16 protein-coding genes are annotated in these 24039 nt (G+C 52.5%); 11 read left to right on the forward strand and 5 right to left on the reverse strand.

What is annotated here, in order from left to right:
- The first annotated feature begins 30 nt into the window (after positions 1–30).
- From Q4E93_RS12920 to Q4E93_RS12960, 9 genes are all read left to right on the forward strand, one after another.
- Positions 31–1188 (forward strand): hypothetical protein, encoded by a 1158-nt coding sequence (locus tag Q4E93_RS12920; RefSeq protein ID WP_303585792.1) that lies wholly within the window; start codon positions 31–33, stop codon positions 1186–1188.
- Positions 1189–1297: 109 nt separating this feature from the next.
- The gene (locus Q4E93_RS12925; protein WP_303585794.1) at positions 1298–1990 is read left to right on the forward strand and encodes a FadR/GntR family transcriptional regulator; all 693 of its coding nucleotides are present in this window, start codon (positions 1298–1300) and stop codon (positions 1988–1990) included.
- Positions 1991–2123: 133 nt separating this feature from the next.
- The gene (locus tag Q4E93_RS12930; RefSeq protein WP_303585796.1) at positions 2124–3392 is read left to right on the forward strand and encodes a sialidase family protein; all 1269 of its coding nucleotides are present in this window, start codon (positions 2124–2126) and stop codon (positions 3390–3392) included.
- 58 nt (positions 3393–3450) lie between these two features.
- Positions 3451–6810: a SusC/RagA family TonB-linked outer membrane protein gene (locus Q4E93_RS12935; protein ID WP_303585798.1), complete on the forward strand. Its 3360-nt coding sequence runs from the start codon at positions 3451–3453 to the stop codon at positions 6808–6810.
- 10 nt (positions 6811–6820) lie between these two features.
- Entirely contained in the window at positions 6821–8302 is a 1482-nt protein-coding gene (locus tag Q4E93_RS12940; protein WP_303585800.1) for a RagB/SusD family nutrient uptake outer membrane protein, read from the forward strand.
- Between the two features lie 47 nt (positions 8303–8349).
- Positions 8350–9282: a dihydrodipicolinate synthase family protein gene (locus Q4E93_RS12945; protein ID WP_303585802.1), complete on the forward strand. Its 933-nt coding sequence runs from the start codon at positions 8350–8352 to the stop codon at positions 9280–9282.
- Between the two features lie 63 nt (positions 9283–9345).
- Entirely contained in the window at positions 9346–12927 is a 3582-nt protein-coding gene (locus Q4E93_RS12950; RefSeq protein WP_303585803.1) for a sodium:solute symporter family transporter, read from the forward strand.
- Positions 12927–13856 carry a dihydrodipicolinate synthase family protein gene (locus tag Q4E93_RS12955; RefSeq protein WP_303585805.1) on the forward strand — a complete coding sequence of 310 codons (930 nt, stop codon included), beginning with the start codon at positions 12927–12929 and terminating at the stop codon, positions 13854–13856. The genes Q4E93_RS12950 and Q4E93_RS12955 overlap by 1 nt, the downstream gene beginning before the upstream one ends.
- Positions 13849–15264: a sialate O-acetylesterase gene (locus Q4E93_RS12960; RefSeq protein ID WP_303585806.1), complete on the forward strand. Its 1416-nt coding sequence runs from the start codon at positions 13849–13851 to the stop codon at positions 15262–15264. Before Q4E93_RS12955 ends, Q4E93_RS12960 begins: the two co-directional genes overlap by 8 nt.
- A 9-nt stretch (positions 15265–15273) precedes the next feature.
- Here Q4E93_RS12960 and Q4E93_RS12965 read toward each other — a convergent pair whose 3' ends face one another.
- Together Q4E93_RS12965 and Q4E93_RS12970 are read right to left on the reverse strand one after the other, a co-directional pair.
- Positions 15274–16296, reverse strand: coding sequence for a DUF2278 family protein (locus Q4E93_RS12965; RefSeq protein WP_303585807.1), 1023 nt, complete (start codon positions 16294–16296; stop codon positions 15274–15276).
- Between the two features lie 139 nt (positions 16297–16435).
- Positions 16436–16888, reverse strand: a complete 453-nt coding sequence (locus tag Q4E93_RS12970; protein WP_303585808.1) for a GNAT family N-acetyltransferase — start codon at positions 16886–16888, stop codon at positions 16436–16438.
- 175 nt (positions 16889–17063) lie between these two features.
- Between Q4E93_RS12970 and Q4E93_RS12975 the strand changes: the two genes are divergently transcribed.
- Together Q4E93_RS12975 and Q4E93_RS12980 are read left to right on the forward strand one after the other, a co-directional pair.
- On the forward strand, positions 17064–19433 hold the full coding sequence (locus Q4E93_RS12975) for an ABC transporter permease (RefSeq protein ID WP_303585809.1): 2370 nt from the start codon (positions 17064–17066) through the stop codon (positions 19431–19433).
- Positions 19434–19504: 71 nt separating this feature from the next.
- Positions 19505–20527, forward strand: coding sequence for a winged helix DNA-binding domain-containing protein (locus Q4E93_RS12980; protein WP_303585810.1), 1023 nt, complete (start codon positions 19505–19507; stop codon positions 20525–20527).
- Here the strand turns inward: Q4E93_RS12980 and Q4E93_RS12985 are convergent.
- The 3 genes from Q4E93_RS12985 to Q4E93_RS12995 form a co-directional block, all read right to left on the reverse strand.
- The gene (locus Q4E93_RS12985; RefSeq protein ID WP_303585811.1) at positions 20521–21084 is read right to left on the reverse strand and encodes a pentapeptide repeat-containing protein; all 564 of its coding nucleotides are present in this window, start codon (positions 21082–21084) and stop codon (positions 20521–20523) included. The genes Q4E93_RS12980 and Q4E93_RS12985 overlap by 7 nt on opposite strands.
- Before the next feature lie 703 nt (positions 21085–21787).
- Entirely contained in the window at positions 21788–22330 is a 543-nt protein-coding gene (locus tag Q4E93_RS12990; protein ID WP_303585812.1) for a hypothetical protein, read from the reverse strand.
- A 131-nt stretch (positions 22331–22461) separates the two neighbouring features.
- The gene (locus tag Q4E93_RS12995; protein WP_303585813.1) at positions 22462–23823 is read right to left on the reverse strand and encodes a DUF3943 domain-containing protein; all 1362 of its coding nucleotides are present in this window, start codon (positions 23821–23823) and stop codon (positions 22462–22464) included.
- Between the last annotated feature and the right edge of the window lie 216 nt (positions 23824–24039).

Genomic DNA, 24039 nt, shown 5'->3' on the forward strand with positions numbered 1-24039 from the left:
ATAGGTATTTACCCTTAAAACATCCAAACTATGAATTCCCGGATCTATCGTCCTCTTTGTATGCTCTGCCTCGTGCTGGCACAATTCGTTTATTCCCCGCAAAGCAATGCGCAATCTTTAACACGGACGCCGCTGGTGACCACCACTGCATGGCAAAAACAGGAAGACTATATGGAGTCGCGCCTGCCCGGCAAACTGGTCACGGAAATGAAAAAGACCGTCGGCAGCCTGGCTTCCTGGGCACAGCGATCCGGTGTCGACTCACTGGGATGCACACCCGCCTGGTGCGGTGCGTATTTTTCCAATAAAACGAATGCCTTTCCCCTGTTTAAATATGAGATGCGTTCCGCCTTTTTTACGGGCGAAGTGGGCTTTCTGAATGCAGGGGCCGGAAAAGGCAGCAGCCTGGTCATCACCGCTAACGATCTTGCCATTCTGCAGCAGACCTTTTCACTCAACGGCAATGACTACCTGTCGCTGCCCGCGATGCAGCAGACGCATGATGGCGTGCAATATGCCGAATGGATGACTGAAAAAGATGAGACCGCAGAAGCGCGGCGGGCGAGGTCATGGGTAATATCCTATGCCGGCCGCATGCCCTATTCCATTCTAAGCCGTAAACAATACCTGGAAGAGGCAAAGAAAGAAATTGCAGCCGATAAACAAAAGCTGAAAGAGGACCTGCTGCAGCGCATTCCCGTAAAAACGGCCCAACAGGAAGAAGTCGAACAGAAAAGAGAGATCGAATCCATCGGCGCCATGTACAGCGGCGCCACGCGGGACAGCAGGGTTCGCAGCTATCTTGCATCTTACAAGCCCGACTCCGTCTATTTCAAAGAGGTCTTTGCAGACCAGTCCGCTTCCCTGGACGCAGACTCCCTGCTGCTGGACCATCTGCTGACGAAGTCTTCCGCCGACTACCTGGAAAAGCCCGCCTTTGTCTCGGTACCTGCTCATGACTTCAGGGATTTCGAGGACGGAAAGCCTGGCTGCAGGATGCTGGCGAAATGGAATATGCCCTATTTCGATAAGAATCTTTCCCTTGCAAGACCCCAGTTCCTGGTCGTCTCCTGGCAATTTGATCCCGCCGTTCCGACTGCCGTGAATCTGGACAAGGTCATCTCCGGACTGGATTATTGTGCTTTGCAGGACCTGCTCATTGCGGCGGGTACAGGATCTTTGAAGTAAATAAGGTGGACAGATGATTTTTTAATAATAGCAAAAGATGCCAGATGGCATCTTTTTTAATTTGTCCTACATTTAAACGATCTTTGGAAAAATATCAATGGCGCCTGCAATGCGTAACACCGACCTGAACAATGATCTTGGTCCCATCGTCCAGAAAACCATGGCCGATGTAGTGGAGATCCGGCTACGTGAATACCTCAAGGAGAAATCCTTCAAGCCCGGCGATCCATTGCCCAAAGAAATGGAGATGGCCCAATCCCTGGGCGTAAGCAGGAATGTCGTTCGTGAAGCCCTCAGCCGGCTGCGCATGCTGGGCATGGTGGAAACAAAGAAGAAGAGGGGCATGGTGCTTGCCCGACCCGATATCCTCAGCTCTTTTGAGCGCGTGCTGGACCCCCTGATCATCGGCGACAGCACGCTCCGCGATATCTTCGAGCTGCGACTTACCCTGGAAGTGGGGCTCGCCGACCTCCTCTATCTCCGCAAGACTAAGAAGGATGTGGAAGAGTTGGAGCAAATTGCCAGGAACCAGAAAGTGACGAGCGGCCGCCAGACTTTTCGCATCAAAAATGAAATTGCCTTCCACGGAAAAATATACCAGATGACGGGTAATGAGACCCTGCAGCGCTTCCAAAGCATGTTGCTCCCCGTGTTCGGATACCTCGTCAGCCTGGAAAAAGTCCCCATCATCGGTAAGGTCTCCCACCTCGATCTCGTCGAGATCCTGAAGCACGGCTCCAAAGAAGAATTCCGCCAGGGTATGCTCAAGCACCTGGAACATCATTTTGCAAAATTGAAATAAGCTAAACTCCTCTCTTCTAAAGCTTTTACCCCCATCGTCCATGCGGCGGGAAACTTTTTTTGGAGGGAAAAGTATTTTCTTTCTACATTTGTTATGTAGTACATAAGTACTATTAAACGTAACACTTGCCAATATGATCATTGTTCCAACCCACTGTCGCAGCCATCGCCGCCGGGCGTTGTGCTGGCTGGCCGCTGCCGTCCTGTGCACGGGCTACAGCTGCCATAAAACCCCGCTGGCCCGCAGCGGCCCCGGTAAAACTGAAGACAGGGCCGCAACTCCTTACCACACCAGCATGATGCTGTTCAATGGCGGCAACGAGGGCGCCGGCGGCGTAACCACTTATCATTCCTTCCGGATCCCATCGATCATCCGGACGAACAACGGGACGCTGATCGCCTTCGCGGAAGGCCGGAGATGGGACCCCAGCGATTACGGGGACATCAACCTCGTTTTTAAACGGTCGACCGACAACGGCGCCACCTGGTCCGCTCTGGGTGAGATAGCCGCCAGCGGCCCCGGAACCTGGGGTAACCCGACGGCCGTCTATGACGCGAATAAAGGCGCTAATGGACGCGTATGGCTATTCATGAACTGGAATGACAGCGCCAAGCACCAGATCTCCGACTTTACCCAATATGGCGACCGGAGAGTGTACACCTCCTACAGCGATGATCATGGGGTGACCTGGTCGACGCCGCTGGACAGGACATCCACGCTGACGCCAACAACTTATAAATGGGATGCGATGGGGCCTGGCATCGGGATCCAGACCGTGGCCGGCGATCATCCCGGCAGGCTGATCATCCCAGCTTATGGAAGGAATATCTACAGCGACGACAGCGGAGCTACCTGGCAGGTGCAGCTGCTGTCGGGCGGCAAGCATGAAAGCACCATCGTGGAAGCGATGGATGGCACTTTGCTGAGAAATGACAGACCGAACTCCACCGAATGGACTGCTGCCAAACGGCGGGTGAAGTCCACCGGCTCCATCACGGGTGGCTTTGGCGCGTGGTCCGCCGACGCCGCACTGACAGATCCCATGTGCGAGGGTTCGATCCTCCGGTATAACAGGGATGCCCCCGACAGGATCTATTTCCTGAATCCGAACAATGAGACCAGCCGGTGTAACATGACGGTGAGGATCAGCTATGACCAGGGCGCCACCTGGCCCATCAGCAGGGCTATCTTTGACTGGAACACCTGTGACTATAATGCCATCAAGGCCGGCAACCATATTGCAAAAGGAGGATACTCCAGCATGATCAAGACCGCGGATTATGCAGTGGGGGCCCTGATCGAGATCAATGAAGACCTTACCAACAGCAGCACCAGCCATAAATCCATTGAGTTTCACAAATTCAATCTGCCCTGGATCCTCAATGGAGCCACCGAACCTTAGACCTGCCCATTATTGATAACCATTTTTTAAATTTTTCGTTCAACCCGATCAACTGCATATGAAAAAGCAATGCATTCTACTTCCCTTGCGCTGGCTGCTACTTATCGCACTGTTTTTTTTCACACAGGCGTCCTTCGGACAGGGCCCTACTATCAACGGCAAGGTCATCGACAGCACCGGTAAAGGATTGGAAGGGGTCAGCATCCTGGTAAAAGGCCACCAAAAAGCCGCTATCACCGATGCCAGCGGCGCCTTCACGCTGGCCTTACCCGCCACCCGGGTCACACTGGTGTTCTCGGCAGTGGGCTATGCCCCGCAACAGATGTCCGTGACGGCCGCCCAACATGAGCTTACTGTTACGCTCAATCGAAGTAATGACGCAATGCAGGATGTCATCATCGTTGGCTACACACAGCAAAGCCGCGCGAAGACCACTGCCGCTGTCTCCAAGCTGGACATGGCGGAACTGAAGGACGTCACCAGTCCCAACCCGGTGCTGGCCCTCCAGGGTAAGCTTCCCGGCGTCTCGGTTCCCGTCAGCTCCGGCCAACCGGGCGCCTCGCCTGTGAATATCATCATCCGTGGCGGAACCAAGCTGAATGTGTATGGAACGGGCATCGGCAGCAGCGGCGGCAATGCTATCGGCAGCTCCGACGCCACCAGTCCGCTCGTGATCATTGACGGTGTGTTCCGGCCCATGGCGGATGTCAACCCTTATAACATCGAATCGATGCAGGTGATGAAAGATGCAGCTGCTACTTCCATTTACGGAGCCCAGGGCGCCAACGGTGTCATCGTGGTAAAGACGAAAGGCGGCAAATACAACAAGAAAATGACGTTGACGATGAACCACCGCACCACCTGGGAGACCAACTCCAGGACCCTCAACTATATGGATGCGGAACAATACCTGAAGCTGGCGCGCACGACGGTGTTCAACACGCACGATGGGTTGAATAAGGACAACCTGCTTAACAAAGGCGGCTTTTCCGCCGGCACCAAGGTATTTACAGCCAAGGGCCAGTATGGCAGGGACATCAACCTTACTGCCCTGTATGACAACATCGTTGCCGTGGAAGGACAGGCCTATGTAGACAACCTGCTGAAACATGGATACAAGACCATGGACGATCCCATCAATCCTGGTACCAGGCTTTTGTATGCGGACAACCATTACCAGGACTTGCTCTGGAACACGGGCGTTACGAACAATGAGAATATCTCCATCGATGGCGGCAGCGACAAGGCCAGCTATTTTGTCAGCGCCAACTATATCAACCAGGCGGGTACCTTCGTCGGCACAAATTACAAACGTTACGACGTGCTGGGCAATTTCAGCTATAAGGTTTCTGACAACTTCAAGCTGGACGTGATGACCAACTATCAGAACATCCTGCCCAACTATGTAAGCGGATTTGTGAACGAATTGATACGGAGCGTGCGCATTACGCCGTTGATCCGCATTTTCAAGGACAACGGTGATCCAACGGTAGGCGAGCTATGGTCGACGATCAACCGGTTCCACACGCTGAAATACGACCAGACCCGGGTATCCACCGAACGGTTTGTCAACAAAGTGGCCGGCGACTGGACCATTATTCCGGGATTGCACTTCAAGCCTTCTGTATCTTACTATGCACAGGATTACAAGTATATGTTCATGCGGAAAGCTACGCCTGCCGACGAAGTACAACCATCCACACAGCGGCAGAAGAATGAGAATATCAACGACACACGTCAGCTGATGACGGATCAGATCCTGCAATACGACTTCAACCTGGGCATTGACCATCACTTCACCGTGCTGGGCGGGTTCAACTATACCCGTAAGACGGGCAACACGGTGACCCTGGGAACCCAACGGGCGAGTAACGATTATGTATTTACCATCGCCGAACCTTCTACCACCAGCATCAGCGGCGTGGTCAATACCAATGTCACTGATCTGGGAACCACGCTTTCCGAGACCCGCTCTGCCAGCTATTTTGGGCAGATGAACTATGACTATGACGGAAAGTACCTTTTTAGCAGCTCGCTGCGCTACGATGGATTCTCTAATTTCGCGCCGGAGAATAAATATGCGCTGTTCCCCTCTGTGGCGGTGGGCTGGAATGTCGCCCGGGAAAAATTCTGGCATGTGGAACCTGTCACCACCCTGAAGCTGCGGGCCAGCTGGGGTCAGGCCGGTCTCAGCGATCTCGATCTCACCGACACATATGGCGGTTATTCAGCCACGCAATATGCGCAAAACTCGGGTATCCTCCGCAGCAATCTTGCCAATTCCGACTTAAAATGGGAGACTACGGAAACGACGGACCTGGCCGCTGAAATTGGCCTGTTCAAAGATAGGATCAACCTGGTAGTGGACTACTATAATAAATTGACGAAGGACCGGCTTGACTCCAAACCCCTTCCCTCAGAAGCGCCTTTCTCCAGCATCACCTATAACAACGGCACGCTTCGCAACCGGGGCGTGGAAATAGGGCTGGAGGCTCTTGTCATCAAGGCTGGCGCCTTTAGCTGGAAGACAAACTTCTCATTTGCTTTCAATCGCACGGTGTTCACCAAACTGCCAGCCAACGGACATCCCAGGAACAGGCAGTTCGGCCAGGTGGTGTGGGACCCCGGAACAAAGCAAAATATAGAACAAGGCGGATATGCGGTGGGCGAGCGTCCTTTCGGACTTTGGGCCTTCAAGGTACTGGGTGTGTTCTCCACCGATGCGGAAGCTGCAGCCTGGAATGCCAGGATCAAGGATAACCTGGCATCCCCTTCCGGCATCACCGTCGGTAAACATGCAGGCGACTATATCTTCGCCGATGTCAACGGTGACGGCATCATCGATGCCAAGGACCAGGTGTTTATGGGCTACCGCACGCCCAGCATTCTCGGCGGCATGCAAAACACGTTCTCCTGGAAAGGCATCTCCATGCGCATAACCATGGATTATGCCCTGGGCCACCTGATCAGCAATGGCGCATTGGCCCGCAGTCTTGGACAAGGCCGCGCCTATAACGAAGGCGCCCCTAAGGAGGCGCTGGGCCCGGATATCTGGCAGAAGGAAGGCGACGTGGGAAAAAAATACGCCCGTTTCTCTTTTGCAGACTACGATTTCGGTCAGCGTAACTACCTCCGCAACGCCTCGCTGGGCACCAACTACACCTATTCTTCCGATGTATCGCCCATGATCTCCAAGGGTGACTTCCTGGCATTCCGGGAAATATCCATTGGCTATGACATACCAAAGGACCTGCTCAAAAGAGCACATGTAGCAGGGTTGAATGTCTTTGCCAGCGTGAATAACATTGGCTATATCACAGGTTATAAGGGGTTCAACCCTGAGACCTACACAGGAGTGGATGGTGGCGGGTATCCCCGTCCAAGGCAGTATTCATTAGGCGCAACTTTGAAATTCTAAAATTACCATTATGAACAAAATCATCAATATATTCATCTTCTCAGCCTGTGTCTTCCCTGCCTTCACCGGTTGTAAGAAGATCCTGGACGTAGCACCCCAGTCCAGCATCACGGAGCAGAACTATTTCACCAGCCAGGGAGATTTCGAGCCCTATGTAACAGGCATCTATACCCAGATGCGCGGCCTGGCAAACAATATTACCTATGGTACGGAAAGGAGCGAGGAGCTGATCCCGGCGCTGAATTCCCGTTTTTCCACGGCCTGGTCGCAGATCATTTCCCCTGCCACCGGCGCCCTGGACTACAATGCATGGTACAAAGCCATCGGCAACTGCAACCTGCTGCTGTACAAGATCCGGGATTTCAGCTTTTCCGATGCGCCGGATACAAAGGCGCGGATACTGGCGGAGACCTATAGCCTCCGAGCCTATTTCTTTTTCCATCTTTCCCGTATCATCGGTGACGCACCGCTGATGCTGCAGGCTGTAGTCGGCACCGATGTCCCGTTGCTGGGCCGTTCGCCCGCTGCAGATGTCATTAAACAGGTGAATTCGGACCTGGATAGCGCCCTTCTCCTTTTCAGGTCCATCAGCAACTTTTCGCCTAAAATCTATCCTTCCAAATACCGTTTTGCTTATGGTTCCGCACAGGCGCTGAAGGCGGACGTCAATCTTTGGAGCGCCAAAGTACTGGGTGGCGGGGATGCGGCTCTTAATAATGTCATTACGGCCATCAATGAAGCGCAGTCCAGCGGCCTCACATTGAATGCCGATTTTAAAAGTGTGACGGGCATCCGTGCGGCCGGCAATCCGGAAGTGGCGCTGGCCGCCTTTTATCTGCGGGATGAGACGGGAGCCAACTATGGACTCAATGCCCTGCCTTATTTTAATGCAGGTGTACAAGGAGCGCTTAACCTGGATAGCTTGCCGTATGTACTCACCACCAGCAATGGCCAGGGCGCTTATCAGATCAGCACTTTGTCGAGGGGATTGTTCAGCGCCAGCCCCAATGACAAACGCATTCCTTTTACCTGGGTGACGGAAAGGCAATCTTCGGGGCCTAAGATCTCCTGGATCACCAAGTATCCCGGGACAAAATACACTGATGACAGGGTTTCAGACAACGACATCATCATGTACCGCCTCGCTGACATCTACCTGATGAAGGCGGAAGCTTTTGCTGCCCTGTCCGCGGCCAATACGGATTCTGCTATTGCTTATCTTAATAAGGTGCGGGGTCGTGCGGGTAATGGTGATTACGCCGGAGCGACGGATAAGCTGACAGTGGAAAAAGAAATTTTGAATGAAAGAGGAAGAGAACTGTTTTTCGAGAACAAACGCTGGTATGACCTCGTACGTTTCCATAAAGAAGGCGTCATCGATGTATACCAATACGTACCCAACCTGGCCGGTAAGACCACCCCTTTGTTCTGGCCATTGAATTCCACCGTGCTGGCCAACAACAGCAAGTTGATCCAGACGAGTGGATATTGATCCGGCCGCAGCATGAGAAAACGAAACAATTAGTTTAAAGAATAATTATGAGTAAAAAAATCGAAGGATTGATCGCGGCGGCGTTTACCCCGTTCTATGAAGATGGCAGCATCAACACAAGTCTGATACCCCCCCTGGTGGACAAATTGCTGCGGGACGGCGTCCGTGGAATATTTGTTTGCGGCAGTAATGGAGAAGGACCCAATATGACCCTCGAAGAACGCAAGTTGGTAGCAGAAGCATTTGTAAAAGCAGCTGCCGGGCGGCTGCTGATCATCGTGCACGTAGGTCACAGCTGTATCACCGAAGCAAAGATACTGGCGGCACACGCTGTCACCATCGGTGCTGACGCGTTTTCAGCCGTGGCGGCCTTTTACTTCAAGCCGTCGTCGGTGGAAAATCTGGTGGATTGCATGGCCGACATCGCGGGTGCGGCGACGGGTCTGCCTTTTTACTATTACCATATTCCCCACCTCACCGGTGTGGGCATGGACATGATCGAGTTCCTGCGGCTGGGAGGCAGGCGTATTCCCAACCTCGCAGGGATAAAATATACCGCCGCCACTATCCAGGAATACCAGGCCTGCCTGAATTACAGCCAGGGTCGGTTTGACATCCTCTATGGCGTGGATGAGCTGTTGCTGCCCGCTCTCGCGGCCGGTGCGAAGGCCGCCATCGGCAGCACCTATACTTTCGCCGCGCCACTGTACCTTCGTACCATGGAGGCTTTTGAGAAAGGAGATATGGAAACTGCCCGACAACAGCATGCATATCTGGTGGAAGTGATCCGTATCCTGCTGAAATATCCACCTATCCCGGGTCAGAAGGCCATCATGCAGATGCTGGGCTGGGACCTGGGGCCCTGCCGGCTTCCGCTTGCTACCCTGGACAAAGAAAGCTTTGACGAATTTCACAGAGAGCTTGCCGCCCTGTCATTCTTTGACAAGGTCGGCACGCGAAAACCTCAGCACATTTCCTAAATATCCGGCATGTCCATATTGAAAAAATTATTTCTCGTCTTTTTATCTCTATCAATATCAACTATGAAAGCCCGTAGCCAGACTCCCTCTGTGGAAAAGGACTTCTTCAGCTGGGGACAAGCCAGCCCGTTGCCGGACGCAGATGGCCTTGCCGGCTCCTTTGCCGGCACCAGCGGGGGGGCGCTCCTCCTGGCTGGTGGCACCAACTTCCCTGGTAACCAACGACCCTGGACAGGCGGTACCAAGACATGGTATGATAAGATCTATGTGCTGGAGCGGCCCGGCGGCGCCTGGAAAGAGGCAGGCAGGTTGCCAAGAGCTTTGGGGTATGGGATTTCTATCTCCGGCGCCGGCGGATTGATATGCCTGGGAGGCGGCGACGCCCAAAGGGAATATGCAGATGCTTTTATACTGCAATACCAGGCCGGCAGGATATCAACCCAATCTCTCCCGCCTCTGCCCGAGCCCCTGGTCAATGGATGCGGCGTTATTTTGCAGCACCGGATATTCGTCCTCGCTCCCGGGGGCGCCTTCTGGTCCCTCGATCTTTCGGCGTCCTTGCAAAAATGGGAGATCCTGCCTTCTATGCCCGGACCGTCCCGCATATTGGCGGCCGCCGGTGCGGGTGAGAACGAAGTCTATATTTTCGGAGGCGTCCATCTCAAGGACAGCGCCGGGACAAGAGAATATCTGAAAGACTGCTGGAAATACCAGCCGGGAAAAGGATGGGGCCGGGTGGCCGACCTGCCCCATCCCCTGGCTGCAGCGCCTACGCCAGCCTACCAGGCCGGTCAGAACCACCTCGTGCTCTTCGGCGGAGACGATGGTTCACGGGCAGCACTAACCGCCATATTGAAAGATAACCACCCGGGGTTTACCAACGGGATAGTAGCTTTCAACACCATCACGGGCGCCTGGTCGATGATGGGGGGTATCCCCGTCGAAAAAAAGACCGATGCGGCGGACAACCCGCATGGAAGCACCTATGCACCCGTGACGACACCCCTTGTCGTCTGGAACGGCCAGGTGGTCCTGCCCGGGGGTGAGGCCCGGCCCGGGGTACGCAGCAACAAAGTTCTGACGGCCTCGCCCCGGCAGCCATCCGGCAAGTTCGGAGCGCTGGACTGGACCGTTATAGCCTGCTACTTCGCTCTCGTCATCGGCATCAGTGTATGGGTCTCCCGGAATATGGGCAAGACCACGGGCGACTTCTTCCTGGGGGGACAAAAGATCCCCTGGTGGGCGGCAGGTCTCAGCATTTTCGGCTCCAAACTTAGCGCCCTCACTTTCATCGCCATTCCGGCCAAAGCCTATGCCACCGACTGGACATATATCATGAACAATGTGATGATCGTGGCGATCGCTCCCATCGTCACTTTTTTTTACCTGCCTTACTTCCGGAAATTGAAGCTGACCAGCGTCTATGAATACCTGCGCATACGTTTTGACAGCAGGGTCAAATTTCTGGGCAGTCTCACTTTCGTTATTTTTCAGCTCAGCAGGCTGGGAGTGGTGATCTACTTACCCGCACTCGTGCTGAGCACCGTCACCGGTATCAACATATTTGCCTGCATCCTCCTCACGACGCTTATCACCACAGCCTACAGCGTAGCTGGCGGCATCGAGGCAGTCGTATGGACCGAGGTCATGCAGGTATTCGTCCTGCTGGGAGGGGCGCTTGCCAGCTTCTTTTTCATTACCGCGCACACCCACGGCGGCTTCTCCGGCCTGCTGCAGGAAGCTTTCACGAACGATAAGTTCCGCGTGGCTAACCTGGGCTGGAGCATCTCACAGCCCGTCCTATGGGTAGTTGCTATCGGCGCTCTTCTTACCAACCTGGTGACCTATACCTCGGACCAGGTCGTGGTACAGCGCTATCTCACTACAGCCACTGAAAAAGAGGCGCGCCGCAGCATTTATACCAATGCCCTGATGGTGATCCCCGCTTCTGTGATCTTCTTTGGCGTAGGCACGGCCCTTTGGTTCTTCTATCGTCATCATCCGGGCGAACTGAATCCCAACGGCCGCATCGATGACGTCTTTCCCTGGTTTATTTCCCAGCAGCTGCCCGCCGGCCTCTCCGGCCTGGTGATCGCCGGCCTTTTCGCCGCCACCATGTCGACCATCAGCTCCAGCATGAATTCCATCGCCACCGTCGTCACCACCGACTTCTACAAGGCGCTGAAAAAAGGAGCCAGCGACCGGCAATGTCTCAAGTTTGCCCGCCTGTTCACCATCTTGCTGGGGACCCTGGGCTGCGGCATCGCCTGCTATCTGGTCTATCTGCAGAATGCCTCTATCTGGGACCAATACCTGAAGATCATCGGGCTGTTCGGGGGCTGCCTGGCCGGTATGTTCGCCGCAGGCATCTTCTTCCCGCGGATCAACAGCCGGGGCATCCTTGCAGGGTTCGTCCTCAGCTGCATCGGCCTTTATTTTCTGCAGCGCTCCGGCGCCGTAAGCTTCTTCCTTTATCCCTTGTTCGCCGTGGCGGGATGCCTGTTCTTTGGTTACCTCTTCTCTCTCCGGAAATTCATACTCCTGCTCCTTCCCATCCTCTTTTTATCCGCTCGCCCTGTGTTTGCCCAGGCTCCCAACCTCAACTATATCTTTCAGAGCGGGCAAGACGGCTACTCCTGTTTCCGCATCCCGGCCCTGATCACCACGCGCCAAGGCGCCATTCTTGCCTTTGCCGAAGGAAGGAAGAACAACTGCGGCGACGCAGGGGACATCGACCTGGTGGTCCGGCGCTCGACAGACGGGGGAAATACCTGGGGACCGCTCCGGGTAGTATGGGACGACTCCGCCAACACCTGCGGGAACCCGGCGCCAGTAGTGGATGAAACAACGGGGGCCATCATCCTGCTGTCCACCTGGAACCTGGGCGCCGACAAAGAAAAAGCCATCGTCAACAGTAGTTCCGCCGATACCCGCCGGGTCTTTGTCCTCACCTCTGGTGACGAGGGACTTACCTGGTCCGCTCCCACAGAGATCACCGGCAGCGTCAAGCAGTCCAACTGGACGTGGTATGCAACAGGGCCCGGGCGTGGTCTGCAGATCTCCGGGGGGCGGAAAAAAGGCCGGTTAGTGGTCCCCTGCAACCATATGGAGGCCTCGACAAAAAGGAATAACGCCCATGTTATCTGGTCTGACGACCATGGCAAGACCTGGGTGCTGGGAGGCGTCGCACAGGACAGCACCAACGAATCCACCCTGGCGGAGCTTTCCAACGGCCGGCTAATGCTGAATATGCGCAATACAGGCAAAACAAGATACAGGCAGATCGCCATTAGTAAGAATGCAGGAAAGAACTGGATGCCGCAGCCTCCCGATACGACCCTGGTAGAGCCGGTATGCGAAGGTAATCTACTGGCATTTCATTCCGCTGACAGACAGCACGGCCTTGCTTTCTCCAACCCCGCCAGCGCTGCGGCACGTATAGCCATGACGGTGAGAGTAAGCTTTGACGACGGCAGGACCTGGCTCTTACAGAAATTATTGTATGAAGGCCCTTCCGCCTATTCCTGTCTGGCTATGTTGCCGGACGGCAACCTGGCCTGTCTCTACGAAGCGGGGAAACAACGGCCCTATGAAGGCATCGTTTTTGAAGAAATTCCCTGGACCGAATTTAAAAAGCAGGAATAATGCTGACGGCAAAAGACCTTAAAGGCAATTGGGGCACGTTGCTCCTGCCCATCAATGCAGACGACAGCATCGACTTCGACAGGCTGGGTGAGGAGCTGGACTATCTCGCCGGAGCCGGCCTGGACGGTATCTATTCCAATGGTACCGCAGGCGAATTGCACAATCAAAGTGAAGAGGAGTTCTTTCGGGTACAGACGCTGATGGCCGGAAAATGCCATACCGCCCGCATGCTTTTCCAGATCGGCGCCAGCCATCCTGTCCCGTTCATCTCGCTGGAAAGAGTTAAAAGGACGGTGGCTTTGCGACCGGCTGCTTTCCAGGTGATCCTGCCCGATTGGGTGACGGCCGGGCAGGACGAGCAGATCCTCTTTCTCCGGAAGATGGCCGAAGCGGCGGAAGGCGTACCGTTGGTATTGTACAATCCTCCGCATGCGAAATGTGTGCTGCAGCCACTGGATATGGCCAGGCTGTCAAAGGCTGTTCCGCAGGTGATAGGGGTGAAGACGGGTGGCGGCGATAGCGGCTGGTATGACGAGATGCGTCCTTATGCTCGGGAACTGTCGGTATTTGTGCCTGGTCACTTACTCGCCATGGGCGTACAACAGAAGGTGGCTTCCGGCGCTTATTCCAACGTAGCCTGTCTGAGTCCGGCGGGAGCACAGGATTGGTGGCGGATGATGGATACGGACCTTGAGGAAGCGTTGCGGATACAGCGGCGGATAGGGGAATTCTTTGATCGTTGTATATTGCCTTTTAAACAGGCGGGTTATTCCAACCCTGCCCTTGATAAATTCCTGGCTGCCGTGGGAGGGTGGGGGACAGTGGGCACGCGCCTGCGCTGGCCCTATAAATGGATCGATGAAAAAGAAGTGGCGCCGGCCAGGGCGATCGCTCAATCTCTGTTACCTGAATTTTTTAACTATGCGTAGTATTTTCTTTCTGCTTTTGTTGATTATTTCACTGCACGCTTTCAGCGAGATCAGCCTCCCGTCCATCATCGCCTCCAACATGGTCCTTCAGCAAAGGACAGACGCGCCGTTATGGGGCAAGGCCACCGCAAGGTCCAGGGTTTCCGTCACCACATCCTGGGACCATAAGACCTATGCATTCATGGCTGGCGCTGACGGCTCCTGGAAAGTGATGGTGAAAACGCCCGCAGCCGGCGGCCCCTATAAGATCATCCTGTCAGACGGGAAGGCCACCATACTTGACAATATCCTCATCGGAGAGGTCTGGCTATGCTCCGGTCAGTCCAACATGGAGATGCCTGTGAAGGGGTTTAAAAATCAACCCATTCTTGGATCCACCCAGCTGCTGATGGATGCCGGCAACCCGCAGATCCGCCTTTTCCGGCTGGAACGAGCCCTGTCCCGGACGCCACAATCCGACTGTAAGGCCACATCCTGGCAGAAAGCCGACGCCGCCAATATAGCGGACTTCAGCGCGGTGGGTTATCAATATGCGAAGATACTGCAGGAAAAGCTGAAAGTACCCGTAGGCGTCATCATGTCTGCCTGGGGTGGCACTGTCATAGAAGCATGGATGGATCAGGCCGGCTTAAAGAACTTTCCAAACATAAAGACTTTCGCGGCTACCGACACCACGAAGATCACCAAGAATGAACCCACCGTTCTCTATAACGCTATGATACAACCGCTGACAGACTACGGGATCAAAGGCGTGATCTGGTACCAGGGCGAACAGAACAGGTCCAACCCGGAGATCTACGACAGCCTCCTCTCAACGATGGTGCGGGAATGGAGGCAGCTGTGGAACAGGGGAGACTGGCCTTTTTATTATGTGCAGATAGCGCCCTATGGCTACAACGACAAACTGGGGCCCGCTGCTCCGCTGAGAGAAGCGCAGCTGAAAGCCATGGCCAGGATCCCTCACGCCGGCATGGTGGTCAGTATGGATGCAGGCGAACAGCGGAGCATACATCCGGCAGATAAGGCAGTCATCAGCCAGCGGTTGGCCTGTTGGGCGTTGGCTGACACGTATGGCCGCACAGGGATCCCATATGCAAGCCCTACTTATCATGGCATGAAGGTCGAAAGGGACGGCATCGCGGTCAGTTTCGATCATGCATTGAATGGCCTCACCTCTTTCGGCAAGTCCCTGGCCGCGTTTGAAGTGGCAGGAGAGGACAAGGTGTTCCATCCGGCCAATGCTAAGATCACGGGCAATGGGGTCACCGTTTGGTCTGACAGTGTCAGGATGCCGGTGGCGGTGCGATATGCGTATAAGGATTGGGTAGTGGGCGACCTTTATAATACAGAAGGCCTGCCGGCCGCCCCCTTCCGGACGGATGACTGGCCTCCTGCCGCCGTGAAATAGCCGCGCAAATTAAAGTTCTATCACCATGTCTTCTACGCTGGCATCCTTTGCAGTATAGGTCACCCCGTCTATTTTTAAGCCCTCTTTATTCAGCAGGGTGATGATGCCTCCCTTCTGGGAAAGCTGGGCGCCTTTGCCGCTGAGCGTCACCTTTAAAGTGTCGCCGGCGGGAACAGTAAGCTTGCCGAGCGTGTCTTTCTTATTTTGCTTGTCGACGATCTGCCAGCCAGAAAGATCGATGTCGGCAGCGCTTTTATTCAGGAGGAGGACATACTCCTTGCCCACGTCGTCTCCTTTGGGGTTCACTTTGGCCGCAATGATGCGTACGGGCGTATCATTCTCCGGTTGCCCGGGATCGTTAGGCGGAAGGTCGTTCAGCGGATTGCCGGTGACGTCGTCCGTATGGAATGACTGGGACTGGAAGGCCGTAAAGACGGCAGCCCACCGGTTGCGGGACGGGAAATGGAAGATAAGTCCGCCATCCTGGTAGATGCCATTGTCCTTCAGAAAATTCCCCTTGGGGTTGCCCTGGTTCATATGGATGTCATGAATGCCCGTGCTGGGACTGATCTCCGGAAAATACTTGTCTGCACCGTCCGCGTCCACCCAATGTTGTCCGAATGCGTAAACGACGGCGTCGTTGTCCGAAATGGCCTGCTGTACAAAAAGGTCCAGCTTGTCGTTGAGGTCATTGTTATCGCCCGGTACATTGGAGTCCAGGGGAACCATCTGCGCTACGTCGAACAAATTACCCCGGATGAAATCCAGGGCCAGTCCGTCGGGCCGGGAAGGTAATGGTGTAAAGGCATCAGGGAGATTGGCCTGAAGGATCGCGTCAGTGATGGCATGATGAAAATCATCATCAGCGTAGAAAAGCACCTGGCTGGGCGCTTCGCTGGACTGTGTATTGATGGCAATGCGGTGTGGGTCATTGCCATGGTTGACGAGGATCTGGTAATGTTCGCTGTTCTTTGTGGCCAGGATACGCTGGGAAGCTTTTCCTTTAAGGACGCCGTAATCTTTGATAGGCATAAATAGAATGGTTATAAGAGGCAAGTTATTTCATCAGGTCCGCAAAAAAAAACGTGGAAATACCCGAATTAACCAACGGTTGCCTGTGACGTCTATGCGGTATATCTGTCCGACTTTTCAGTAATGACCATTGATGCTATTACTTCCCACGGGTATAGACGTCCGGATGATGTACCTCCATCCATCTGTCCGGGCTGGCGATGGACTGCCAGCCGTATTGACTGTACAATGCATGGGCATCGCGGGTCAGGAGGATCCACCTCCTCAACCCCTTTAGGTCCGGGTGGCCCATCACCTGTTCCATTAGCCATTTGGATAGGCTCTTTCCCCGGTGGGCCGGAATAATAAATACATCCCCCAGATAAGCTACGGTGGCAAAGTCCGAAACGATCCTGGCATAGCCTACCTGTTTGTCGAGGTGATATACGCCAAAGTTCAAAGAGTTCCGGATCGAGTGCTGCACTGTGTCCAGAGGGATGTCCTTGCTCCAGTAAGCTTCCGTGGATAGGAAATGATGGATGAATTGGACATCCAGCTTTGTCTTGTCTGTCGTGATGAGGTAATCGTCTTTTATTGCTGTAATTATTTGCATGATAGGGTCATTTAATGGTTGCCGTCAGGATCATGGGGCAATTTCGCGATTTTTACCGGACAATGACTGTCCGTTTCCGATACATCTTTACCCGGCTTTTATGTTTTAATAATTTGATAATGAATAATTTGTGACTTTGGAATGAAATTTACCCTCCAAGGTAAAACAAACGGCCATGATCAGGAACTACTTTACAATAGCTATCCGGCATCTTCTGAAAAATAAAGGATACTCCTTTATCAACATCTTTGGCCTGGCGGTAGGTATGGCGGTGGTACTGCTCATCGGGCTGTGGGTCCGCCATGAGGCCAGCTACGACGCGTTCAATGTCCATAAGGCACAGATCGGCAAGATCAAAAAAAAGAATGTCTTCAACGGTGAAAAAAAAGTGCAGAACGGCATTATGCTGCCATTGTATGATGAACTTAAGAACAACTATCCCGAAGTAGAACATATCACCCGCCTGGATTGGGGCGATGATCACAGCCTGTGGGCCGGCGACAAAAAGATAAGCAAAAGGGGGCATTTTGCAGACCCCGATATTTTAAAGATGTTCACCTTTCCCCTGGTAAAAGGCAATGTGGACAAGGTTTTGAAAGACCCTTATTCCATCGTGTTGACCGAATCGCTGGCCAAAGCCTTGTTTGCCGACGCTGATCCTATAGGACGGACGATCAAAATGGACAACCGGTCAGATTTAACGGTGACAGGCATTCTGAAAGACATCCCGGAAAATTCCTCTATTACATTCGACTTCCTGATACCTTTCGAACTCAATATTGCCACCAGTGATTTTGTCAAAGGGGCCAAAGGACAATGGCAGAATAACTTCCTGCAGAACTATGTTCAGCTGCGGGAAGGCGTCAGTATGGATGCCTTTTCCCGCCGGATAGCGGATGTCGTACGAAAGAAAACAAACAGTAAGCATGAAGGCCTTCTCTTCCTTCACCCCATGGAGAAATGGCATCTCTATAACCACTTCGATGAATGGGAAAATACCGGCGGCGTCATTGATTATGTGCGTATGTTCACCATCGTAGGTCTGCTGGTCCTTGTCATTGCCTGCATCAATTTTATGAACCTGAGCACGGCCCGTTCGGAGAAAAGAGCCAGGGAAGTGGGCATTCGCAAGGCCATCGGTTCCCAACGCCGGCAGCTGATAGCGCAGTTCCTCGGTGAAGCGGTTATCACGGCCTTTATCGCCTTCCTGATCTCCTTGCTTATTGTCAAGCTATCCTTGCCGCTGTTAAAGGACATGGGCTTCCAGTATGTCGAGCTGAACCTTGCCAATTTACCCCTGCTGGGCATCGCGCTGGCAGGTTGTATCGTCACAGGCCTGTTGGCAGGCAGCTATCCAGCGCTCTATCTCTCGGCTTTTAAGCCCGTGAAGGTCTTAAAGGGCGCTCTTACTCCCGGCAGAGGCGCCAGCCTTCCCAGGAAGATCCTCGTAGTGGTCCAGTTCAGCTGTTCCATTGCACTGATCATCGGCGTGGTCATCGTTTTTCAACAGATCCGTTACGCTAAAAACAGGCCGCTGGGATATGACCCCAATAATCTTATAGCGCTCAACCTTTCTGCTGATCTGCAAAAGAACTTCCTGCCCATGAAAAGGGACCTCCTGGCCACTGGCCAGATAGCCGCCGTCAGCAGGTCTTCCAGCCCTATGACAGGCATTTATAATAACTGGGGCGATTTCTCCTGGGAAGGAAAGGATCCCAACAGCAATCCCGTGTTTTCAGCCATCATGATAGACTTAGATTATGAGAAGGCATCCGGCATCAAGCTGAAAGAAGGGAGATTCTTCTCACCGCAATTTGCTACCGATAGCAATGCCGTGGTATTGAACGAGGCGGCTGTCAGGCTTATGGGATTTAAAAATCCCCTTGGCAGCACCGTTAAATTTGGAAAAGACAACATGACTGTGATCGGTGTCGCTCAGAACGTGATGATGGAAAATCCTTTCGAGCCTGTTGCCCCTGCCATCATGCTGTATAGGCCCTATTTCTTATTCCAGGGAATGATCCGCCTGAAAGATGACGCAGATGTCAAAAAGGCGCTGGCTTCCATCCAACCCATCGTTGAAAAATACAACCCGGCCTATCCGTTTGACTACCATTTCACGGATAAAGAGTTTAATAGCAAGTTCCGGAGTGAGAACCAGGTGGGTCAGCTGTCGGGCATTTTCGCGGCCCTGGCCATTTTTATCAGCTGCCTCGGTCTGTTTGGGCTGGCTTCTTTTATGGCGGAACGCCGCACCCGGGAAATAGGCGTACGCAAAGTGCTGGGAGCTTCCGTGCCTCAGCTGTGGCTGTTGCTGTCAAAGGATTTCGTGTTCCTGGTGATCGTCAGCTGCCTTATTGCTTCGCCGCTGGCCTGGTATTTTATGCACGGGTGGCTCTCCAAATACGACTACCGTATCAACATCAGCCCTTTGATCTTTGTTGGCACAGGTTTGCTGGCTATCGGCATTACCCTGCTGACTGTCAGCTTTCAGGCAATCAGGGCTGCCGTTGCCAACCCGGTGAGAAGCCTTCGAACAGAATGACGGGCAGCTGACATAGGGCTGTCAGTGGCGCGGCGTAATCTTGCTGGGTCAACACCGTGTAAACGTCATTTATGACCAGCCAGGATATAGCCGTCAGAAGACTTTTCAGCCAGCAGATGGCGGATAGCAGGTTTGCCGAGCCCGCAGGACTTGTCAAATGGATGGGTTGTGTCCGCGCCGAGGATCCTGCAGGTGCCAGATGGTCCATCGGCGCCAGGATAGCAGGCAGTACGGACGACAGCATTGGAAAGGCATTCAAAGAGGGATTGATACTCCGGACCCACGTCCTGCAGCCGGCCTGGCATTTCATTGCGCGGGACGACATCCACTGGATGCTGGCCCTGACGGCGCCGAGGCTAAAAGCGTTTAATAAGAGTTTATATCGTTCGCTGGGTCTGGATGACGTCGTCCTGAAAAAAGGTAAACAGGTAATCGTCCGTGCCTTAAAAAGAGGACAGCTCGCCCGCAAAGATCTTCTGGCGTCTTTGGAAGACGCAAAATGCCCTACCGATGATCTCCGGCTGCGATTGCTCCTGATGGATGCTGAGCTGGATGGATTGATTTGCAGCACAAGTATGGATGGCCGGCATTTCAGGTATACGTTACTGGAGCAACCGGCGCCCCTGGCATATCGATTTGACAGGGCGGAGGCCATTGCCGAGCTCACCAAAAGATATTTCCGCAGCCGTGGCCCTGCCACCGTGTATGACTTTACAATATGGAGCGGCCTGCGCCCGGCAGAAGTGCACTCCGGCATGCAAATGAATATACATTGGCTGGCTTGCGAAGTCGTCAATGGACAGGAGTATTGGTTTGATCCCGCAGGTAAGCCGCCAGATCACCTCCTTTCTCTTCACCTGCTCCCCGCCTTTGACGAACTGACGGTAGGGTACGCCAACCACGGTATATTCAAGCCCGCGGTCTTCATCGACGGACTGGCATCAGGCACCTGGGCGCAGGTGCTGGAAAAGCATACAGTGGCGATCCAGGTCAGCACCCCCTTGAAAAAAAGCAGGGACCTAAGGACAGCCATACGACGGGAGGCCGAGCGTTACAGCGCGTTTCTGGGCAGGTCGCTGCTGCTGCACTACTGAATTTCAATATCATATTTATTCAAAAGCCCGGGCAGCCCCTGTAAGGAGAACTTTGCCTTTTTTACCTTGTTCCTTTCGGGGTCAATAGAGTAGTTGAAAGATGTTCGCAGATCGGCCTTCTCCAGGATCGTATTTTCAAAGGTCGCCCCAGCCAGGTCACAATGGTCAAAGACCGCATTGGTCAGATCGCATTCGGTGAAGTCCGTTTCCCGTAATTGTATCCCTTTAAAGATTGTCTTTTTTAGTTTGTTCCTGTAGAAAGAAGATTGATCAAGCTGCCCGCCCTCAAAGCCAAACGAGAGCCCGAAGGGATCGCATTGCTCAAAGTGAAGTCCCACCATTTTACAGCCCTTGAACTGGACGTCGCGAAATACGGTCTTATCCAGCCGCGCCAGGCTTAGATTGCACGCGTTGAATGCGCAATCTATAAATCTGACGGATGAAAGGTCTGAGCTGGAAAAATTGCAATGCCTGAAAATGCAGTTCTCGTATGTGCCTTTTTGCAGCGGTTCGCAGGTGAAGTCTTTTTTGTCAAAGGATTCGTCAGTATATTCCATCCATCAGAATTTTCAATTATTATTGTCCCACTATGGGCAATGCAATAATATTCCAATCCAGATCAACAAAAAACACCTTTTTCTTCTATTTTGGGAATTAGATAAACGAAGTGCCATTTCAGCGGTAGCCCTTCATGGCTTTTGGGAGCCCATTCGGCCCGGCCGAAAAAATAAAAAAAACCTCCTGGATAAGTCGGAGGTTTTTCAGAGAATTGGATAACGAGTTTTTCGCAGGAAATTATTGGATGGTTTTTCTGGATATTCGGTTATTTCACGAGGATATTGGTGTAATTCAGTAGGATATCTTGTTCTTACATTGGAATTGGATATAGCAAAGGTAGTTCACCGGATGTCTACCTGCAAGAGCAAAAGTCCTGAAAAAGCTAGTATATGTACGTCACCGTATTTATACCAATTGCGATTGCTGATCCTGACCTAAGAATTTTCCCTGTATGGTAAGCTCATTAACTCGTTGGGCTTCAAGTACACGTAGTCTTTTTTGAAGTCCAGTATAATATTAAATCGCTTTAAAAGATCATTGCCGAAGTCATTGATCTCGAAGCCTGCAGGATTTTTATTCGCTAAAACGAACGTCGGAATATTCGCAAGCGCAAAATTGTTGAGTCTCAGGAGAGGGGAGAGGACTATTTTATTTTCATATGCTACACCCCGGGGATCCCTGAGGATTGCTGTCCTGATCACTTTAAGGTCTGGTTCCCAGTTGTAATTTGTATACCTTTTTCAATTTCGCCAGACAATCCTTCGTCAAATGGAAATCAAAAGAGCCGACGTCAAAATGCAGGTTCAGGGTGTCCGTATTATTAATGACAGACCTTACATGAATGGCATTGAATGAGCTCAATGTAAAAGGGATCGTATCATTTTTGTCAATTTTCCCTTTCAGGGTCCTTTTCGGAGGGATGGCGCTTACGATCCGGGTGTAGCAGGAGTCTTTACCATTTAACAATACGATAAAATCAAAACTGGTTCCCGGTTTTACTTTTACCCTGATGGAATCTACATCAGTATAAAAAGTTACCCATTTTGTTTCCCTCGTTCTGTCCGCGGTGAAAATGTCCGGCCGGATCTTCGGGGAAAGTGCCCAGGCATTTTTATCTAAAAAGCCTCCATCGTTGATCGATACCTTTTTTGAAGTTGCCCTAATGACGGGAAGTTTTGATTGGCCGGGAACGGATTGAGCCAATAACAGGATAAAAATTATTCCCAGCGCTTTCCATCTATTCATGATAGTATTGCTTTTAACGGGCATATGAGTACTAAAATAGTTATTATCTCAGAAGAATAGCTATTTCCCTTTTGGCAAACGGATATTAGAGCTATGGATGTTCCGGGATCAGGGAATGGAATGATCACCTGTCACCAGGATCCCAGCCGGCATCGGACAGACAGGCGCAGGTAAGGATAAGTATTGTCAATCGTCTGATAATGATTGTAGTTGCCATGCAGATTGAAATAACCTGATTCCATTACGATGAAGGTATTGCCGATGGCTCGGATGCTGACTTCATTGGTGAAGGCATGCAGGAGGTAATTGGTAGCGATGCCATCCGTGGTATGCATCCAACCTCCACGATAAGTGATGTTATAGAATAGCCTTCCGGCCAGCGTGAATCCACCCGACAAGCTAAAGGTTAACCCAGGGCCGTAGTCATAGTCTCTTGCCTTGTACAGGTAATGGTCCGGGACCGCAGCCAGGATCATGGGGCCGGCAGCAATTGCCGTGTGAATCATAAAATTACGTTGAACTGGGAATTGCGAAAAGAGATTCATGCGGATGCTTTGTCCGCTGTAGAAGAATGCTGCGTTGTTGATATACTCATAATTGGCCGAAAGGACAGCCACATGCCGGAATTTCTCCGAGTGAATCATCCATCCTGTTAGGGAGCCGTATACGCTGACGATATTGATCTTAGAGCTATCGTCCTGGCCGAACTCGGCGGTGATATGCAGATGGCTAAAAGGTTGGCGGAGGTATTTGAAGGGATCGCCATATAAAAGATGGATCCTGCCATAGAGACCGAATCTGCCGTCTCTGAATGGGTTAGTGTTATTGACATTATATTTTCTTAATCCAGCCTGAAGTTCGATGCCCATAGGGATGGAATCCTCCGCCGTCAGGGTGATGGGAGGTTTGCCCCATTGTCCGTTTGTGAGCCTGGTGAAGCCATTGGATGGGTTGATAAGCATTGCTAATATCTCATTGACCTGCCTGTTTAGCCCCCGGCTATGGTTATTCAGCAGCCGGTTTGTCAGGCGGTGTGTCATTTCTCCGAGCACGGCACCTCCGAAGCCGGTGTTGATAAAGTCATTGGGGGCCGGAGGCTGGTTTTCCGAAAAGGTTTCCCAGATATAGCTGCCCGCAAATGCGGCGGGGACAGACTGCCAAAAACTATAGCCATTGCTGCGAAAGGCATTAAAAAAAAGGCTGCCGTGGAAAGGATGCCCGATCTGGTTGGTTTGGAACCCATCGTTATCCCATGTCCAATTGGAAGGCTTCAAGTTGTACCCTATAGTGCTGAACGATACGCGTGCATAATCCTTGTTCGCGACGTATCTGTCAAAGAGGAAGGGAGCAGCTTCAGCCAGCAGCATTGTCGCAGCTGCCCGTTGAAAATGATGTGCCCTCACGAGGCTGTCCTGGACCATTAACTGTCGCTGGCCAGATGAATGCGTCAGACCATATAGGAAAGTAAGCGTGAGTAGAAAACGATGCTTCATGCAAATAATTCTCTATACTAAGCTACGCTCTGTCTAAAGCGAATAGCATGATCAATCTCATGGCGAAAAGTGAGCGTCGTCCTTATTGCCGGAGATTTACTCATGTAACTTTATTTGATTAGCTGAAGGTACTTAGATTAGCCAGAAAGTGGAGCGGGAAGGGCTAAATATAAATAAAACTTTGTATATTACGTAATTGCTTTGTCCAATAATCAA

This window comes from Flavitalea plasmicola, from assembly GCF_030546645.1.
In the GTDB taxonomy this organism is placed as follows: Bacteria; Bacteroidota; Bacteroidia; order Chitinophagales; family Chitinophagaceae; genus Puia.

Coding starts and splice junctions, on each gene's coding strand:
- Q4E93_RS12920 (WP_303585792.1), top strand. CDS start 31: ATGAATTCCCGGATCTATCGTCCTCTTTGTATGCTCTGCCTCGTGCTG.
- Q4E93_RS12925 (WP_303585794.1), top strand. CDS start 1,298: ATGCGTAACACCGACCTGAACAATGATCTTGGTCCCATCGTCCAGAAA.
- Q4E93_RS12930 (WP_303585796.1), top strand. CDS start 2,124: ATGATCATTGTTCCAACCCACTGTCGCAGCCATCGCCGCCGGGCGTTG.
- Q4E93_RS12935 (WP_303585798.1), top strand. CDS start 3,451: ATGAAAAAGCAATGCATTCTACTTCCCTTGCGCTGGCTGCTACTTATC.
- Q4E93_RS12940 (WP_303585800.1), top strand. CDS start 6,821: ATGAACAAAATCATCAATATATTCATCTTCTCAGCCTGTGTCTTCCCT.
- Q4E93_RS12945 (WP_303585802.1), top strand. CDS start 8,350: ATGAGTAAAAAAATCGAAGGATTGATCGCGGCGGCGTTTACCCCGTTC.
- Q4E93_RS12950 (WP_303585803.1), top strand. CDS start 9,346: ATGAAAGCCCGTAGCCAGACTCCCTCTGTGGAAAAGGACTTCTTCAGC.
- Q4E93_RS12955 (WP_303585805.1), top strand. CDS start 12,927: ATGCTGACGGCAAAAGACCTTAAAGGCAATTGGGGCACGTTGCTCCTG.
- Q4E93_RS12960 (WP_303585806.1), top strand. CDS start 13,849: ATGCGTAGTATTTTCTTTCTGCTTTTGTTGATTATTTCACTGCACGCT.
- Q4E93_RS12965 (WP_303585807.1), bottom strand. CDS start 16,296: ATGCCTATCAAAGATTACGGCGTCCTTAAAGGAAAAGCTTCCCAGCGT.
- Q4E93_RS12970 (WP_303585808.1), bottom strand. CDS start 16,888: ATGCAAATAATTACAGCAATAAAAGACGATTACCTCATCACGACAGAC.
- Q4E93_RS12975 (WP_303585809.1), top strand. CDS start 17,064: ATGATCAGGAACTACTTTACAATAGCTATCCGGCATCTTCTGAAAAAT.
- Q4E93_RS12980 (WP_303585810.1), top strand. CDS start 19,505: ATGACCAGCCAGGATATAGCCGTCAGAAGACTTTTCAGCCAGCAGATG.
- Q4E93_RS12985 (WP_303585811.1), bottom strand. CDS start 21,084: ATGGAATATACTGACGAATCCTTTGACAAAAAAGACTTCACCTGCGAA.
- Q4E93_RS12990 (WP_303585812.1), bottom strand. CDS start 22,330: ATGAATAGATGGAAAGCGCTGGGAATAATTTTTATCCTGTTATTGGCT.
- Q4E93_RS12995 (WP_303585813.1), bottom strand. CDS start 23,823: ATGAAGCATCGTTTTCTACTCACGCTTACTTTCCTATATGGTCTGACG.